This window comes from Thiohalophilus sp. (assembly GCF_034522235.1).
Classification (GTDB): domain Bacteria; phylum Pseudomonadota; class Gammaproteobacteria; order UBA6429; family Thiohalophilaceae; genus Thiohalophilus.
On record NZ_JAXHLN010000003.1, the window covers coordinates 2,367,268 to 2,384,212 of the forward strand.

General features: G+C 57.8%; 16 protein-coding genes. 6 read left to right on the forward strand and 10 right to left on the reverse strand.

The window, feature by feature from the left end; genetic code table 11:
• Nucleotides 1-68: 68 nt before the first annotated feature.
• A complete protein-coding gene (locus U5J94_RS14625) occupies nt 69-1,049 on the reverse strand; it encodes an alpha-ketoacid dehydrogenase subunit beta (RefSeq protein WP_322566356.1) in 981 nt (326 codons plus the stop codon).
• Nucleotides 1,050-1,063: 14 nt separating this feature from the next.
• Nucleotides 1,064-2,074, reverse strand: coding sequence for a pyruvate dehydrogenase (acetyl-transferring) E1 component subunit alpha (gene pdhA, locus U5J94_RS14630; RefSeq protein ID WP_322566357.1), 1,011 nt, complete (start codon nt 2,072-2,074; stop codon nt 1,064-1,066).
• Nucleotides 2,075-2,333: 259 nt separating this feature from the next.
• On the opposite strand from pdhA, the gene U5J94_RS14635 reads away from it, so the two are divergent.
• The 5 genes from U5J94_RS14635 (at nt 2,334) to pyrC (ending at nt 7,230) form a co-directional block, all read left to right on the forward strand.
• Entirely contained in the window at nt 2,334-2,723 is a 390-nt protein-coding gene (locus tag U5J94_RS14635) for a hypothetical protein (RefSeq protein ID WP_322566358.1), read from the forward strand.
• An 11-nt stretch (nt 2,724-2,734) separates the two neighbouring features.
• Nucleotides 2,735-4,117: a class II fumarate hydratase gene (locus U5J94_RS14640; RefSeq protein ID WP_322566359.1), complete on the forward strand. Its 1,383-nt coding sequence runs from the start codon at nt 2,735-2,737 to the stop codon at nt 4,115-4,117.
• A 273-nt stretch (nt 4,118-4,390) separates the two neighbouring features.
• Nucleotides 4,391-4,966, forward strand: coding sequence for a DNA-3-methyladenine glycosylase I (locus U5J94_RS14645; protein WP_322566360.1), 576 nt, complete (start codon nt 4,391-4,393; stop codon nt 4,964-4,966).
• Nucleotides 4,967-4,969: 3 nt separating this feature from the next.
• On the forward strand, nt 4,970-5,932 hold the full coding sequence (locus U5J94_RS14650; RefSeq protein ID WP_322566361.1) for an HPP family protein: 963 nt from the start codon (nt 4,970-4,972) through the stop codon (nt 5,930-5,932).
• A 263-nt stretch (nt 5,933-6,195) separates the two neighbouring features.
• On the forward strand, nt 6,196-7,230 hold the full coding sequence (gene pyrC, locus U5J94_RS14655) for a dihydroorotase (RefSeq protein WP_416224016.1): 1,035 nt from the start codon (nt 6,196-6,198) through the stop codon (nt 7,228-7,230).
• Between the two features lie 284 nt (nt 7,231-7,514).
• Here the strand turns inward: pyrC and U5J94_RS14660 are convergent, their stop codons facing one another.
• On the reverse strand, nt 7,515-8,393 hold the full coding sequence (locus tag U5J94_RS14660; RefSeq protein WP_322566363.1) for a TraB/GumN family protein: 879 nt from the start codon (nt 8,391-8,393) through the stop codon (nt 7,515-7,517).
• Between the two features lie 89 nt (nt 8,394-8,482).
• On the opposite strand from U5J94_RS14660, the gene rnt reads away from it, so the two are divergent.
• Nucleotides 8,483-9,091: a ribonuclease T gene (rnt, locus tag U5J94_RS14665; RefSeq protein WP_322566364.1), complete on the forward strand. Its 609-nt coding sequence runs from the start codon at nt 8,483-8,485 to the stop codon at nt 9,089-9,091.
• 141 nt (nt 9,092-9,232) lie between these two features.
• Here the strand turns inward: rnt and U5J94_RS14670 are convergent, their stop codons facing one another.
• The 7 genes from U5J94_RS14670 to U5J94_RS14700 all read right to left on the reverse strand — a co-directional run bounded on the left by U5J94_RS14670 (nt 9,233) and on the right by U5J94_RS14700 (nt 16,792).
• Nucleotides 9,233-10,582, reverse strand: coding sequence for a sensor histidine kinase (locus tag U5J94_RS14670; RefSeq protein WP_322566365.1), 1,350 nt, complete (start codon nt 10,580-10,582; stop codon nt 9,233-9,235).
• A complete protein-coding gene (locus U5J94_RS14675) occupies nt 10,579-11,235 on the reverse strand; it encodes a response regulator transcription factor (protein ID WP_322566366.1) in 657 nt (218 codons plus the stop codon). The genes U5J94_RS14670 and U5J94_RS14675 overlap by 4 nt, the downstream gene beginning before the upstream one ends.
• A 3-nt stretch (nt 11,236-11,238) precedes the next feature.
• Nucleotides 11,239-11,580, reverse strand: coding sequence for a PepSY domain-containing protein (locus U5J94_RS14680; protein WP_322566367.1), 342 nt, complete (start codon nt 11,578-11,580; stop codon nt 11,239-11,241).
• A gap of 12 nt (nt 11,581-11,592) precedes the next feature.
• The gene (locus U5J94_RS14685) at nt 11,593-12,174 is read right to left on the reverse strand and encodes a cytochrome b/b6 domain-containing protein (RefSeq protein ID WP_322566368.1); all 582 of its coding nucleotides are present in this window, start codon (nt 12,172-12,174) and stop codon (nt 11,593-11,595) included.
• Nucleotides 12,175-12,499: 325 nt separating this feature from the next.
• Nucleotides 12,500-12,814, reverse strand: a complete 315-nt coding sequence (gene grxD, locus U5J94_RS14690; protein WP_322566369.1) for a Grx4 family monothiol glutaredoxin — start codon at nt 12,812-12,814, stop codon at nt 12,500-12,502.
• A gap of 156 nt (nt 12,815-12,970) precedes the next feature.
• Entirely contained in the window at nt 12,971-14,776 is a 1,806-nt protein-coding gene (locus U5J94_RS14695) for an N-acetylglutaminylglutamine amidotransferase (RefSeq protein ID WP_322566370.1), read from the reverse strand.
• 423 nt (nt 14,777-15,199) lie between these two features.
• A complete protein-coding gene (locus tag U5J94_RS14700; RefSeq protein ID WP_322566371.1) occupies nt 15,200-16,792 on the reverse strand; it encodes a hydantoinase B/oxoprolinase family protein in 1,593 nt (530 codons plus the stop codon).
• Nucleotides 16,793-16,945 lie beyond the last annotated feature (153 nt).

Consider the following 16,945-nt stretch of genomic DNA (forward strand, 5'->3'; position numbering starts at 1 on the left):
CGACCGGCTTGTGCATTAACACAGGTCTTTTCCTCGGCACTCGTCCCTCGTCCCTCGGCCCTTTTTTATTAGATCTTGCCGAGGGCCTTGAGGGCGCCGTGGTAGACGTCGTCGGCGCTCGGGATCGCGGCTTTTTCCAGTTTGGCGTTATACGGCACCGGGACGTCGGCGGCGTGGATCCGCACGGGCTGGGAATCGAGGGCGAAGAAGCAGTCCTCGATGATGCCGGTGATGATCTCCGAACCGACGCCGACCGGGGCTTCGTCTTCCTCGGCCACCACCGCGCGGTGGGTCTTCTCCACCGAGGTGCGGATGGTTTCGCGATCGATCGGCTTGAGGGCGCGCAGGTCGACGACCTCGGCGCTGATGCCGTCGGCTTCCAGGCGCTTGGCCGCTTCCAGGCACAGGTGCACGCTGAAGTTGTAACCGATTAAGGTGATATCACTGCCCTCGCGCACGACCTCGGCGCCTTCCAGCGGACGGAAGAATTCCTCATCCGGAATGTCTTCCTTGAGGTTATACATCTGCTCGTGCTCGATGATGATCACCGGGTCGTTGGAGCGAATCGCCGATTTGAGCATGCCGTAGGCGTCCAGCGGGCCGCGCGGGGTGACCACGCGCAGGCCGGAAGTGGACATGAACATGCGCGCCAGGCGGGCCGAGTGCTGGGCCGCCAGCTGATGCGCGGTGCCGCCCGGGGTGCGCATGACGATCGGGCAGGCGATCTGGCCGCCGGACATGTAACGAATTTTCGCGGCCGCGTTGATCAGGGTATCCAGCGCCAGCAACGCGAAGTTGATGGACATGATCTCGATCACCGGGCGCATGCCGGCCATGGAAGCGCCGATACCGATCCCGGTATAGGAGTTCTCGGAAATGGGGGTGTCGATGATGCGCTGCGGACCATACTTGTCGTACAGGCCGTAGGTGGCCTTGTAGGTGCCGCCAACGACGCCGATGTCCTCGCCCATGGCGATGACCATCGGATCGTTCGCCATCTCTTCATCGTGGGCCCGGCGGATCGCTTCCCAATATGCCGTTTCTGCCATTGTTGTCAATCCTCTTATTTATGCAGTGGCCCGACCCAGCGCGGATCCGGGTTATCGTCCAGTACGTATTTGTTCAGATCCTCGACCTTCGGTTCCGGACTCTCTTCGGCAAACTTGATGATGTCGTTTTCGATTTCGTCATCGATCGCCTTGTCCATCGCCTTGATCTCATCATCGGTAACGACGCCGGCCTCGATCAGCCGCTCACTGTAGAGGCGGATGGGATCGCGCTGCATCCACTCTTCTTCCTCGTCCCTGGTGCGATAGCCCTTGGCGTCGGACATGGAGTGGCCGCGATAGCGGTAGGTCATAAATTCAATGAAATAGGGTTTTTGTTCCTTGCGCACGTAATCGACCGCTTCTTTGGCCGCGTCCATCACGGTGTCGATGTCCATGCCGTCGTGCTGGCTGGCCTTCATGTCATAGGCGCAGATGCGCTTGTACTGATCGCGCACGGCGGTGGAACGATCGATGTGGGTGCCGATGGCGTAGAGGTTGTTCTCGCACACGAACAGCACCGGCAGTTCCCAGACCGAGGCCATGTTCAGGGTCTCGTGGAAGGTGCCCTGGTTGTTGGCGCCGTCACCCAGAAAACAAATCGCGATCTGTTTGGTGCCCTTGTGCTTGGCGGCCAGCGCCAGGCCGGCGGCCAGCGGAAACGGCTGACCGACCAGGGCGTAACCGCCCATGAAATTCTGACTGGCATCGAAGATGTGCATGGAGCCGCCGCGGCCCTTCGAGGAACCGGTCTCCTTGCCGTAGAGCTCCGCCATGACTTCACGCGGCTGGGCGCCGGTCTTGATGGCATGAACATGGTCGCGATAGCCGGTGATGACGTAATCGTTTTCCTGGCCCTTGCCGACATTGGCCATCTCCAGTACCCCGGTGGCCACGGCTTCCTGGCCCGAGTAGAGATGCAAAAAGCCACCGACCTTGCGTTCCATATAGGCTTCGAACGTGCGATCCTCGAAGCGGCGGAAGAACATCATTTCCCGCAACAGGCGTTTTTTGTCCGCGTCTTTCATAGGGATCCTTGTCTATATTTTTGCAGCTAAATGAAGATGTTACGGGTATTCTACCCCATCCCCCAATTTAAAGCCGCGTATGATCGACGTTTTACGCGACAAGGTCAAGAAAAATCCCGTCGGCGGACGGATTACAAAGGCATAATTATTCTTTAAAATCAGCAACTAAAATTAAAAACTGTGGACCGGTTGGCATCCCGCAAGGGGATAGACCCGACCCGGGCAGACAGTCACACAGTCAGACAAATCGGGTTTTAGCATGTCTCAGGAACAAGCGATCTATCAGTGGCTCGACAACATGAGCAAATCCGTGGCCTTGCAGGATCTGGAAAAACATATGGCCCTGGTCTCGCCCTATGTCCGGGTCTATGGCGTGCCCGGCCACGAGACCATCGACTATGACGGCTGGTGCCAGCGGCGCAAAAACGAATTCGAGCACGACCTGCTCGCCCGCCTTAGCTATAAAGTGGTTAGAATCAAGACCCAGGCCCTGCGCCGACTCGCTTTCGAGGTCGAGGAAACCCTGTCCGCCCGCAATGGCAAATCGGTGGTGTTGAACAAGGACATCATGCTGGAGCTGGAGCCGGATGAAAAATGGCGTGTCGTGGAAGAGAAAATCCGCGACTGGGAAGTTCGCGAATCAGCCTGACAGGAAAATCGATGAGCCAAGACTACCGAACCGAAAAAGACAGCCTGGGTGAACTGCGGGTCCCGGCCGATGCCCTGTACGGCGCGCAGACCCAGCGCGCGGTGGATAACTTCCCCGTCAGCGGACTGGTCATGCCGCGCGCCTTTATCCGCGCACTGGGGCTGATCAAACATGCCTGCGCCGAAGCCAACCGGCAACTCGGCTTGCTGGACAGCGCCCGGGCCGAGGCCATAAAAAAAGCGGCCCTGCAGGTCGCCGCCGGCGAGTTTGACGATCAGTTTCCCATCGATGTCTTTCAGACCGGTTCGGGCACCAGCACAAACATGAACGCCAACGAGGTGATCGCGCACCTGGCCAGTGATGGCACGCTGACGGTACATCCCAACGATCACGTCAACATGAGCCAGAGCTCCAACGATGTGATCCCCACGGCCCTGCAGGTCAGTGCCGCGCTGGAACTTCACGAGCAACTGTTGCCGGCGTTACAGCACCTGGCCCAGACGATCGATCACAAGGGCAACGAACTCAAGGACGTGGTCAAGACCGGCCGCACCCACCTGATGGATGCCATGCCGATTACCCTGCAACAGGAGCTCCATGCCTGGCGGGATCAGATTCGCGATGGCATTGCGCGCTTCGAATCCACCTTGCCACGTCTGCAGGCGCTGCCCCAGGGCGGCACGGCCGTGGGTACCGGGGTCAACGCCCACGCCGATTTTGGCAAGGGCGTGGCCAACGCGTTGAAACAACAGACCGGCATTGATTTTTGCGCCATGCCCAATGCCTTTGTCGGACTGGCCAGTCAGGACACGGCCGTGGAAGTCAGCGGCCAGCTCAAGACCGTCGCCGTCAGCATCATGAAGATCGCCAACGATCTGCGCTGGATGAATAGCGGCCCGCTGGCGGGGCTGGGCGAGATCGAATTACCGGCATTACAACCGGGCAGCTCCATCATGCCGGGCAAGATCAATCCGGTGATCCCCGAGTCCGCCGCCATGGTCAGCGCCCAGGTGATCGGCAACGACACCACCATCACCGTCGCGGGCCAGTCCGGTAATTTTCAGCTGAATGTCATGCTGCCGGTGATCGCCTACAACCTGTTACAGAGTATCCAGCTGCTGGGCAACACCGCCCGCCTGCTGGCCGATCGCGCCATTGCCGGCTTCAAGGTCAACGAACAACAGATTAAAAGCGCGCTGGATCGCAACCCGATCCTGGTCACCGCCCTCAACCCGGTCATCGGTTACGAAAAAGGCGCGGCGATCGCCAAACGCGCCTACGCCGAGAACCGCCCGGTGATCGAGGTCGCCATGGAAATGACCGATCTGAGCGAGGATGAACTGAAGAAACTGCTGGACCCGGCCGCGCTGACCCGGGGCGGGATCCACGACTGAGTAAACCTCTGTTCATCACAGAGGACACAGAGAGACACAGTTGGAAGTATCAGGTAGCGCTGCGCACAACCTGACCTGCTGGATCCGTCACTCGATCACCGGTAGGTCACGTTGACAACGTCTACGTGACTCTCGCAGAGTCGCAGAGCTCGCAAAGTCAGATAACGACGGAATACCAATTTGATTGGCAAAAAATCAGTTTGATAATGCTCTGCGCCTTAGCGTCTCTGCGAGAGTTTTTAGCTTGAAAATTATTCTCTATGGAACAACACCATGCCACACCGCTGCGGCTGGGCCGGGCCCGATCCGATCTATATCGACTACCACGACCAGGAATGGGGCGTGCCGGTTTACGATGACCGCTTGCTGTTCGAGTTTTTGATCCTCGAAGGCGCGCAGGCGGGGCTGAGCTGGATCACCATTTTGAAAAAACGCGACGCCTATCGCGAGGCTTTCCACAATTTTAACGCGGAAAAGATCGTCCGTTTCTCTCGCACCAAAATAGAGCAATTACTGCAAAATTCCGCTATCATCCGCAACCGACTCAAAATCGAATCAGCGGTCGACAATGCCCGGGCGTTTTTGCTGTTACGCGAACAATACGACAGCTTTAGTGACTACATCTGGCAATTCGTTGATGGACGACCGATTCAAAACTACTGGAAGGACGATCGACAGGTACCGGCCTCGACAAAACGATCAGAAGCCATGAGTCGTGATTTAAAAAAACATGGTTTTTGTTTTGTCGGCCCGACCATTTGTTACGCCTATATGCAGGCGGCGGGAATGGTCAACGATCACATTACCACCTGTTATCGTCACACCCAGGTTAAAAAATTGGGGAATTGATGGATGAGTATCAGAGATTTTTTTGGTTATTCACCTGAACAGGTCAGTCATGCCGAACGACTCGCCTCCGGCGCCGGCGGCTTTGTCGGTATCTTTCTGATCGCGGTCGTCAGCTACTATTTCACCGGCTTCGAAGGCGCCGCCATGATCGTACCGTCCATGGGTGCCTCGGCGGTGCTGGTCTTCGCGGTACCACACGGCAAGTTGTCCCAGCCCTGGAACGTACTGGGCGGTAATGGTATTTCCGCCGTAGTCGGAATGACCTGTTACCTGTATGTTCCCGATGTATTTCTTGCCGCCGGCCTGGCGGTGGGTATCGCAATTACCCTGATGCATTACATGTCCTGCATTCATCCACCGGGCGGTGCTTCCGCGCTGGCTGCGGTGATTGGCGGCGACGCCATCCATGCCCTGGGTTATCAATATGTTCTTACGCCAGTATTGCTCAATGCCTTTATCATTTTCCTGGTCGCCATCGGCTTTAACTACCTGTTCCCCTGGCGGCGCTACCCGGCCAGTCTGATGAAATCTGTTTCAAAAGGCGGCCCGACGCAAAAACAGGAATACAATATTCCGAGACTGTCCCAGGACGATCTCGATTACGCAATGCGTAAAATGGATCTGCTGGTGGATATGACCGCTGACGACCTGGTGCAGCTCTATTCACTGGCTTCAAAGTATTCCGAAACCAGGCACCTGCAACCGGAAGACATCAAGCTCGGCCACTATTACAGCAACGGGCTGTATGGCAGCCTCTGGCAGGTGCGACAGATCATCGACGAATCCCCGCACGAAGAGCCGACCCGTGACAAGGTGATCTACAAGATCGTCAGCGGTCACAACCGTTACACTACCGGCACCGCGACTCGGGAAGAATTCGCCTACTGGGCGCGCTATGAAGTCGAGCAGCAGGAAAACGACTGGGTCCGGGCCGGGGGAACCATCGAGTCCGATCCGACAGCCTGAACCCGGGAAAACGCCGGCGTATTCAGTCGTTGCACCATGAGATGATCTCTTCCCTTTTAACCCGGCGTCTCGACGTCCTGCGCACTGCTTCCCGGAACGCATGAAAGGTAGGAGCGCCTCCGGCGCGACAGGCCTTGTCGCACGGATAGGGCTATCGCGGCTGAGCCGCTCCTACGGACCGGGGAATAAAGGGTTTGAATGTCCTCGTTACCCCGACCTGCCTTTCGCTAGAACACCAACCGGATAAGATGCATAATACCGTCATGGATCAGATTACCCTTACCCGCCCGGACGACTGGCACCTGCATGTGCGCGACGGCGCGGTTTTAGCTGACGTGCTGGGCGATACTGCCCGACGCTTCGCCCGGGCGATCATCATGCCCAATCTCAAACCCCCGGTGACCACCGTGGAGCAGGCCCTGGCTTACCGGCAACGGATTCTGGCCGCGCTGCCGGAGGGGACGTCGTTCAATCCCCTGATGACCCTGTACCTCACCGATGACACCACGGCGGAGGAAATCCGCAAGGCGGCGGCGCATCCGCACGTGCATGCCGTGAAACTCTATCCCGCCGGCGCCACCACCAACTCGGCGGCGGGTGTCACGGCAATCGAGAAAACCTGGGACGCCATCGAGGCGATGGCCCAGGCCGGCCTGCCGTTACTGATTCATGGTGAGGCCACCGAACCGGAGATCGATATTTTCGATCGCGAGGCGGTGTATATCGACCGCACCCTGCGGCCGTTACTCGAACGGTTCCCGCCGCTCAAGGTCGTGCTGGAACACATCACCACCCGTCAGGCCGCCGAGTTCGTCCATGCCGGCCCCGATAACCTGGGCGCGACCATCACCCCGCATCATCTGCTGATGAACCGCAATGCCATGTTCCGCGGCGGCATGAATCCACACCACTTCTGCCTGCCGATCCTCAAGCGGGAACAACATCGCCAGGCGCTGCTCAAGGCGGCGATCAGTGACACGGGCAAGTTCTTTCTCGGCACCGACAGCGCCCCGCATCCGCGCCACGCCAAGGAGTCGGGTTGCGGTTGTGCCGGGATTTACTCCGCCCATGCCGCGCTGGAGCTGTATGCCGAAGCCTTCGACGAGGCCGGTGCACTGGACAAACTGGAAGGCTTCGCCAGCCACTACGGCGCCGATTTTTACGGCCTGCCGCGCAACAGCGATCGCATCACCCTGATCCGCGAAGACTGGACAGTGGCCAGCGGCATGAAGTTTGGCGAGGAAGAGCTGATTCCGCTGCGTGCCGGCGAGGTTGTTCACTGGCGAATGAAAGATTAGTGCTGAGTGCTGAGTTCTAAGTACTAAGTACCAAGAACTGCCTTTACCTGTGGGAGCGGGCGACGCACAGGGAAGTGCTAATGTCGCGGTAGGCAGGACGCCGGGAGCGACGACGACCGCGACCCCACCATCGCCCGGCAATCGCGCCCGTGGGGCGCTCCCACCAACCGTTAAAAACCGGAACCGGGGTCAAGAGAATGTCAGGTAGCGCTACGCGCAACCTGACCTACAGCTGCACCTCGTCACTCGTACCTCGTCCCTGGGCCCTGCCCGAAGGGCCCGGGTTAATAGACGGCTTTGACCCGATAGCCCTGTTCTTCCAGCATGCGTAACAGGCCGACGTCGCCGGGCAGATGCAGGGCGCCGACGGCGATAAAGGCATTACCTTTTGCCAGCTGCGCCTGCATGGTTTCCAGCATGTTGCGGTTACGTTGTTCGATCAGACTGTCGTTGACCAGCGCACTGACATCCTTACCCGATTTTTCCAGTTCCCGTTCGCTGAATGCCAGCAGGCCATCGAGATCGCGCGCCAGGTAAATCTGCAGCATTTCCTCGACCATTTCTTCCAGATGGCGGTGTTCGCGAACCGCGACCCGCAACAGGTTGATCTGGGTTTTCAGCGGCGTGTTATCGAATAACTCAATGACGTCTTCCGGGGTTTCCAGACCACACAATTGCTTACCCTGTTCCTGCGCGGTTTGATACAACACATAATCGAGAAACATGCCCGATTCGGGTTTGGGAACACTCAGCAGCAAACCGGCCGCCCAGGGTTTGAACATGGGTACCAGCTGTTCGGGAATACCGTAATCGGCGATCAATGTGACGGTTTGTTGATAAAGCTCGGGGCCGATCTGCTGATCCAGTTTCTGACCATTGAGATACATCATCCCCTGGCTCATCTGGATCTGGGTTGCCGGATCCAGTTGCATTTCGGCACAAAAGATGTCCGACTGATCAAAACGCTTCTGTACCGGTGGAGGTAACCGGGTTACCCGGGGATCCTCGCTGTGAATGGTGCCAAGCAGATAGCTCGCCTGGCCCGATTCGGGAGCGATTTCCCACAATATACCCTGCTGTTCCCCGGCCTGAGCAACACCAAGTGCCAACAACAGCATAGCCGCCGTAACAATACGCGAAATACCGAAATAGACCTGTTTCATGAAAAACCCGCCCCGTCTCTTTCCTGGCTGCAACGAAACTGTGATAATACGCACTGCCGCTATTACCCTGCAATGTTCAAGGCTGTCCGATGTCCCGTATTTCCAAACGCTTTCGTGGTTTTCTGCCCGTCGTAGTCGACGTGGAAACCGCCGGGTTCGATTGTCACAGCCATGCCCTGCTTGAAATCGCCGCCGTGCCCATCATTATGAATGGTAAGGGCAAGGTCAAACCGGCCGAAACCATCGCCTGTCATGTTGAGCCCTTTGAAGGCGCACAGCTGGACCCCAGGGCGCTGGAGTTCACCGGTATCGATCCCTACCATCCGTTTCGCATGGCCAAACCGGAAGCCGAGGCGCTGGAACTGATCTTTGAGCCGATCGCCGAGATAGTCCGGGTTCAGCAATGCAGCCGGGCGATTCTGGTCGGGCACAACCCGTTTTTCGATCTCGGCTTCATCAAGGCGGCCGCCAACCGCCAGGGTTTCAAGAAAATCCCCTTTCACCAGTTCAGCACCTTCGACACCGCCACCCTGGGCGGACTCGCCTTCGGCCAGACCGTCCTGGCCCGCGCCGCCAAAGCCGCCGGGATCGAATGGGACAACAACGAAGCCCACTCCGCCGTCTACGATGCCGAACGCACCGCCGAGCTGTTCTGCGACATCGTCAACCGCTGGGATGACATGAACACGTCTGAATAATATTAAAGCTTTCACCGCAGAGACGCAGAGGACTTGATAATGTTGAATGATGAATTTTGAATGTTAAATTCGTAATGAACTTGTAATTCAAAATTCAAAATTCAAAATTATTTTAGCTCCGCGCTCTTTGCGTCTCTGCGGTTAACCATTCACTTCATTGGATAAAGGTAGTTCTACTACTACTCGCAGGCCGCCGAGCTGTTCGCTATGATCCAGTTGCAGGGTGCCGTGGTAGCTTTCGACGACCTGTTTGACGATGGACAGGCCGATGCCGTGGCCGCTGACGGTTTCGTCCTGGCGTTGTCCGCGTTGCAGCAGGGTGGCGGCCTGTTGCGGATCGATGCCGGGGCCGTCGTCTTCGACGCTGATACGCAGGTTGTCATCCTGTTCGGAAAATTCAAGACGAATACGGCTATGGGTCCATTTCCAGGCATTGTCCAGCAGGTTACCCAGCAGTTCGGTGGCATCTTCCTTCTCCAGCGGCAGCAGAGCATCCTCGGCGTTCTGTAGCTCGAGTTCGACCGGTTTGTCCTGATACAGGCGCTGCAGCGTATCGAGGAGCGGTGGCAGATCCTGTTGCAGATCAAATCGTTTGTGGCTGCGCCTGTCACCGGCCAGACGGGCCCGTTTGAGTTCGCTGTCGACCCGTTGCTGGATTTGCCGGATCTGCTGCAACACCCGTGCATGGCGTTGTTGTTCCGAATCATCGAGGGATTCATACCACTGATGAATCAGGGCCAGGGGTGTTTTGATGGCATGCGCCACATCGCCCATGGCATGCCGGGAACGTTCCAGTCGCTGTTGCTGACGCTGCAACAGCCGGTTGACTTCCCTGACCAGCGGCAACACTTCGGAGGGGACATTCTCGGGCAGCTGGCTGGCCTGCCCGGATTCGAGCTGGCCAATGGCCTGTTGCGCCTGGCGAACCGGTCGCATGGCAAAATGGATAATCGCGCTCTGTGCCGCAAGCAAGACGATAATAATCAGCAGAATCGAGGCACCGAACTGTTTCTGAAACCCGTGTATTTCCGCGTAGATGTGCGAGACATCCTCGGCGGTCACAATCAATAAATCCTGACCCTGTTTTTCATAACGCTGCTGGCGAACGAGCAATGATTGATTACGTGGACCGCTCTGCTGACTGATTGCCACCTTGTTCGTATTACCGATATCCGGGACGGTTAATGTTTCATCCCACAGCGAACGGGAATAGTGCGTGTTATTGCCGGCCTGAATGATGAAATAGTGGCCGGAAAAGGGCCGATGATAGATATTCTGGATTTTTTTCTCATCCAGTACCAGTTGCCCGTCGTTATCGAAATTAGCGGCAACCAGCAGGCTCTCGGCATCATGTTCCAGCCGGCTCTGGATATATTCACCGGTGATCTTTTCGGCCGCGAGACCAATCAGGGCCCAGAGCACAACAGCCAGCACAATGATGGTCACCAGCAGACCGAGATTGAGATTGGCGCGCAGGGAACGGAATATCATGGCGCGAAGATATAGCCCTGACCACGCCGGGTCTGAATAATGTCCTTGCCCAGTCGATCCCGCAGGCGACGGACATAAACCTCGATGACATTGCTGTCCCGATCCGTATCCATTTCATACACGTGTTCGGTGAGTCGCGTCTTGGACAGCACCTTGCCCGGATTGAGCATGAAATAACGTAGCAAGCGGTATTCGGTACCGGTTAGCTGGAAGCTTTGTTCACCGTTACTCACGGTCTGGGTCTCTTCATCCAGCAGCCAGCCCCGGCCTTCGAGTTGACTGCCAGCCGACTGATAGCGCCGGCGGATCAGGGCCTGTACCCGGGCCAGTAACTCTTCGCTGTGAAACGGCTTGGTCAGATAATCATCCGCACCGCTCTGCAGTCCGGTCACCTTGTCCTGCCAGCTGTCCCGCGCGGTCAGGATCAACACCGGCGTGCTGATTCTGGCCTCGCGCCAGTTTTGCAAGACGTCCAGACCGCTGCGCTGCGGCAGACCCAGATCGAGGATGATGGTGTCGTACTCAAACTCCCGGCCCAGGTATTCACCCTCGACCCCGTCATGGGCCAGGTCGACGACATACCCGGCGTCGACCAGTTTCGCCTTGAGCGATTCGGCCAGTTGCGTTTCATCCTCGACCAGTAGCAGTCGCAAGTCTCAGTCCTCTTCCTCGATTTCCAGAATCTTGCCGCTGGCGGCATCCACTTCCAGTTTCATGACCCGATCCTTGTCGGTCAGAATCTCCAGCTCATAGATATAGCTGCCGTCTTCACGCTCCAGCTCGGTCTCGATGACCTGGCCGGGATAGTCTTTTTCGACTTGCTTCAAAATTTCCTGCAGGGAAAGGATTTTACCCTGCTGACGCAATTCCCGGGCCTCCCGGTAATCCAGTTTATCATCCGCCCGGGCGGAGTCCATCACATCAATCCCCTGACTTGCGAGGATGCCGATACCACCGGCCGCCAACAGGCTGAACAGTACTGATTTATAACGCATCATTTCTCTCCTTCTCTATTGTTCACTATGTAATGATTTTTTGCCGGTGAACATCGCGCGCACCAGATTCTCCCGATGCAGCAGACTTTCCAGCAGTACGCCCGCCACATGGATCAACGCCAGCAACAGGGTAAAGTTGGCGAAAAACTCATGGACATCCTCGACCACTTCCCAGGCCGCGGCTTCCTGCGCGATCCAGCCGGCCAGCGGCCCCGCGCCCTCTTCCACCGCATAGGTTGCCAGTCCGCTCAATGTTGTCACCAGCAATGCGATCAACATCAGCACAATCATGGCACCGCCAACCGGGTTGTGGCCCAGATAACGTTTGGGTCGCAACAGGAACACCTCTTTGAGATACTGCTTGATCTCGGCGGGGCGTTTGACAAAATCACTGAAGCGGGCATGGCGCGTGCCGATCAGGCCCCAGATCAGCCGCAAACTGATCAGCAGCAGCACGCTATAACCGGCGAAGGTATGCACTCCCAGCCATTCATCCTCGCTGCTGAGGTAGGCCAGTGTAAAGCTCAGCACCAGCGCCCAGTGAAAAAACCGTACAAAAATGTCCCAGACCCGGACTTCTTTCTCTGTCTTCATCATAACCACCTCCTGACTCTGGGGACACAGTCTAGGCGGTCAAGCTGAAATCAGGCTGAAAATAGTAGAGAGACTATCTAAATAAACGCGGAGGACGCGGAGGCGCAGAGGCGCGGAGAAAGTAATAATTTTGAATGTTGAATGTTGAATTTTGAATGGGCCCGGCTCTGCAACTCAAAATTTAAAATTCAACATTCAACATTATATCTTTGCGAACTCTGCGTCTCCGCGCCTCCGCGTCCTCCGCGTTGTTTCCCAGAGCATAAGAAAAAGGCACAAAAAACCCGGCCTGGGCCGGGTTTCGGGTCGTGCGCAAGGCGCTTGCCGTTTACTGTGCGGCTTCACCCACCGCCTTCTGCAGGTCACCCTTCTGGTACATTTCCAGGGTGATGTCGCAGCCGCCGATCAGTTCGCCGTTGATGTAGATCTGCGGGAAGGTCGGCCAGTTCTGGTACTTGGGCAGGTTTTCCATGATTTCGGGATCGGTCAGGATGTTGACGTGGGCGAATTCCTTGCCGCATTCCATCAGCGCCTGGGCCGCCCGGCTGGAGAAGCCGCACTGGGGCATGGTGGGTGTACCTTTCATAAAGATCACAACCGGGTTCTTTTTGACAATGTCGTCGATTCGTTCCAATGCATCCATTACTCGCACCTCGATATTGGCGTTTGTGGTCGGCCACGCCGCCTGGGACGCGCCACTAAAATCAGTAATACCTAATATACCCGGTTTGCCAGGCAAATACCATAGCAAAATACTCTGGTATAAAAGGGGCGCTGTATTCTTGTAAATGCTGCCGGCTCAGCCGTTTTTCAAGGGATCGACGTGGGTCTGAAACCACAGTTCCAGCAGGGCCATATGCCAGAGCTTGCTGCCGCGCAGGGCCGTAAAGTGTTGATCCGGCGCGGCCAGCAGCTTGTCCACGTACTCCCGCTGGTAGATTCCCCGCGCCCGGCAGGCGTCGGAATTGACCCAATCCCGCATAAAATCGAGAAACTCGCCACGCACGTATTTGAGTGCCGGCATGGGGAAATAGCCCTTGGGCCGATCGATCACGGCATCCGGCACCAGTCCGCGGGCGACCCGCTTGAGAATGTGCTTGGGCCCCTCGCCGCCGGGGCCATTGCCCAGTTTGAGCTCGGGTGGCATTTGCGCGGCCAGTTCCACCAGCTGATGATCGAGGAACGGCACCCGCGCCTCCAGGCCCCAGGCCATGGTCATATTGTCCACCCGTTTGACCGGATCGTCGACGATCAGGGTGGTGACATCCATGCGCAGTACCCGATCGATGAACTCGTCGGCCTGGGGCTCGCCCAGCAACGCGGCAATGGTCTGCGAGGTAACATCCGCCCCGCGACAGGGCTCGGTGACCATCTCGTTGAACTCGCTGTGCGGTCGATCGAAGTAGTAGCGGGCAAAGCGCTCCACGTCCGTGCCTTCCGTATCCTGCTGCATCTGCCCATACCAGAAGTAGCCGGCGAACACCTCGTCCGCACCCTGGCCGCTCTGTACCACCTTGACCTCCTGCGAGACCCGCTCGCCGAGCAGGTAAAAAGCTACCGCATCCTGGCCGAACATCGGCTCGGCCATTTGCGCCACCGCCTCGGGCAGGCGCGGCAGGACCTCTTCGTTGGGAATATGATATTGCTTGTGCCGGGTCCGGTAGCGTTCCACCACCTGATCCGAGTATTCAAACTCGCTGCCTTTCTCTTCGGGTTGATCCTCGAAGCCGATCGAAAAGGTGCGCAGATCCTTCACCCCCGCCTCGTCCAGCAGCGCCACCAGCAAACTGGAATCCAGCCCGCCGGAGAGCAACACCCCGACCGGGACATCGGCCACATCCAGCCGCTTGCGTACGGCATCGCGCAGCGCATCGTGAATCACACCGGTCCACTCGGCTTCGCTCAACGCTTGCGCCGGCCGCTGCGCCGGCAGATGCCAGTAACGGCGCTCGCGTGGTGATTCGCCATGGGCGAAGGTGATGGAAGTGCCGGGCACCAGCTTGCGCACACCCTTTAAAATAGTATGCGGCGCCGGGACCACGCCGTGCAGGGTAAACTGGTGATGCAGCGCGACCGGATCCACATCGGTATCCACGCCACCGGCCGCCAGAACCGCCTGCAGGTTCGAGGCAAACAACAGGCGGTGATTATCCAGCGAATAATAGAGCGGTTTGATGCCCATGCGATCCCGGGCCAGGAACAACGTCCGGTGATTCAAATCCCAGATAGCGAAGGCGAACATGCCGTGCAGATACTCGGGACAGCGTTCGCCCCACTTGTGATACGCCTTGAGGATGACTTCCGAATCACCGTCGGAAGAAAATGAATACCCTTCACGGATAAAGTCAGCGCGCAGCTCACGGTAATTATAGATGGCACCGTTGAACACCAGCACCAGACCCAGTTCGCGATCCACCAGCGGTTGATTGGAGCGTTCGGAGAGATCGATGATCGCCAGCCGCCGATGCCCCAGCGCGATTTGATCATTCGACCAGCTGTCCTCAAAATCCGGCCCCCGCCGCGCCAATGCCGGCAGCATCCGCTTGACCGTCGCCGGTTGCGCCGGTCGACCGTCGAGTCTTAATTCGCCGCAAATGCCACACATATAAAAACAGGTCCGAGTTACGAGGGACGAGTGACGAGGAAAACTCATTCACGCCCTGCTCAAATTAAAGTCAGTGCCTTGTCACCATAAACAACTGCCAGAGACTAACACGGCACGAAGCTGCGCATCGTACCATTCCACAAAGTTTCAAAAAGCTTGTTATTCTTCGTGTCTTCGTGACTTGGTGGTTAATACTTTACCTCGTCCCTCAAAAACAGGTCCGAGTTACGAGGGACGAGTGACGAGGAAACACCACATTCCCGACCCTCAATTAAAATCAATATCTTTTTATCAGAGACGCTTCCCAAAGACCATCTGCCAGAATAACAGTATGTCTCTTCTGCTCACACATGATCAGAAAATCCGAAAGCTCGTGGATATAGAGAACGATTTGTTTTCCTTCGTGTCTTCGCGTCTTAATGGTTAATGTTTTTCCTCGTCACTCGTTACTCGTCCCTCGTCCCTTCGTTGCCCATATCCACCCCCGCCGGCCGTCTCAATGGTGAGAATATCTCCAGTCTTGACGCTGATATTGATCTTGCCAGGCAACGACTGTCCGTTGAGGCGATTGATGCCCGGCTGCCCGGGCTCGCCGCCTTCGAGGCCCCAGGGGGCGTGGGTGCGCCGTTCGGTGAGGAGTGTGACCGAGGCGGGGGCGAGGAATTCGAATTCGCGGATCAGGCCGTCGCCGCCGCGGCGTTGTCCGGCACCGCCGGAGCCGGTGCGCAGGGCGTAGCGGCGCAGGCGCACCGGGTAGTTGGACTCGAGGACTTCCAGCGGCGTGTTGCGGGTATTGGTCATGTGGGTCTGCACACCGTCGAGCCCGCCGCCAGCGTGGCCGGCGCCCATGCCGCCGCCGACGGTCTCGTAATAATCCCAGGCCGGCGTTTCGTGCTCCCCGGCATGGCCCCCCGCATATCCCATAGCCAGGTTGTTCATGCTGCCGTGGCTGGCGGCGGGAATGCGCTCGGGAATGGCTTGCGCCAGGGCACCCATGACCGCATCAACGATGCGGCTACTGGTCTCCACGTTACCGGCGGCCACCGCCGCCGGACGCCGGGCATTCACCAGACAACCTTCGGGCGCCTGCAGGGTAATGGGCCGAAAACTGCCGGCACAGGCCGGGGTCTGCGACGGCATCAGGCAGCGGAAGACGTAATAGACCGCGGCAGCCGCCACCGACAACGGGCAGTTCACATTACCGGGCGTCTGCGCTGCGGTGCCCTGAAAATCCACGCTCACCTGGCCCGCCCGCACCTGCAGATTCACCGCGATAGCCAGATCGGTGTGGTCCAGGCCGTCATCATCCAGATAATCGACAAAGGCGTAGTCCCCCTCGGGAATCGCCGCCAGGGCACTGCAAGCCAGACGCTCGGCATAGGCATTCAGTTGTACCAGGCCGCTGACAAAGGCCGCCTTGCCCAACGGCGCGATCAGTTCCGCCAGGCGACCGAGGCCGGCACGATTGGCGCTCATCTGCGCGGCAAAGTCGCCGCGCCCGGTGGCACCGCTGCGCACCTGGCCGACAATCCGCTCCAGCAAGGCGCTGTCCAGCTCGCCGGCCACCACCAGTTTGGTGGGGGGCAGTACCAGCCCTTCTTCTTCCAGGGTTGAGGAGATGGGCATGGAACCGGGGGACTCGGCACCGATGTCGGCATGATGGGCGCGATTGGCAACATAGCCGAGACATTCGCCGGCCACAAACAGGGGCGCGATCACGGTCACGTCGGGGAGGTGGGTACCGCCCAGATAAGGATCGTTAACGATCACCATATCGCCCGGCTGCCAGTCGATCTGCCGCACAATATCCGCCATGGCATAGGCCATGCTACCCAGGTGCACCGGGATATGCGCCGCCTGGGCACAGAGCTGGCCGCCAGCATCGAAGATGGCACAGGAGAAATCGAGCCGATCCCGAATGTTGGGTGAAAAGGCGGCACGCTGCAGCACGGCGCCCATTTCGTCGCATACCGCATCCAGTCGGCTGGAAAAAATACTCAGGTCGACAGCATCCATGAAACACACTACCCTATTTCGCAAGTTGGCGATTGTAGCACCCACGGCGAATCCTGACCGGAAGCGGCCTTAAACAGGGGTGACCGCCAGGAGAATACTATAGTAAAATACTCAAAATAAGATCCGCAGAACAATCTAACCAACACACATCAA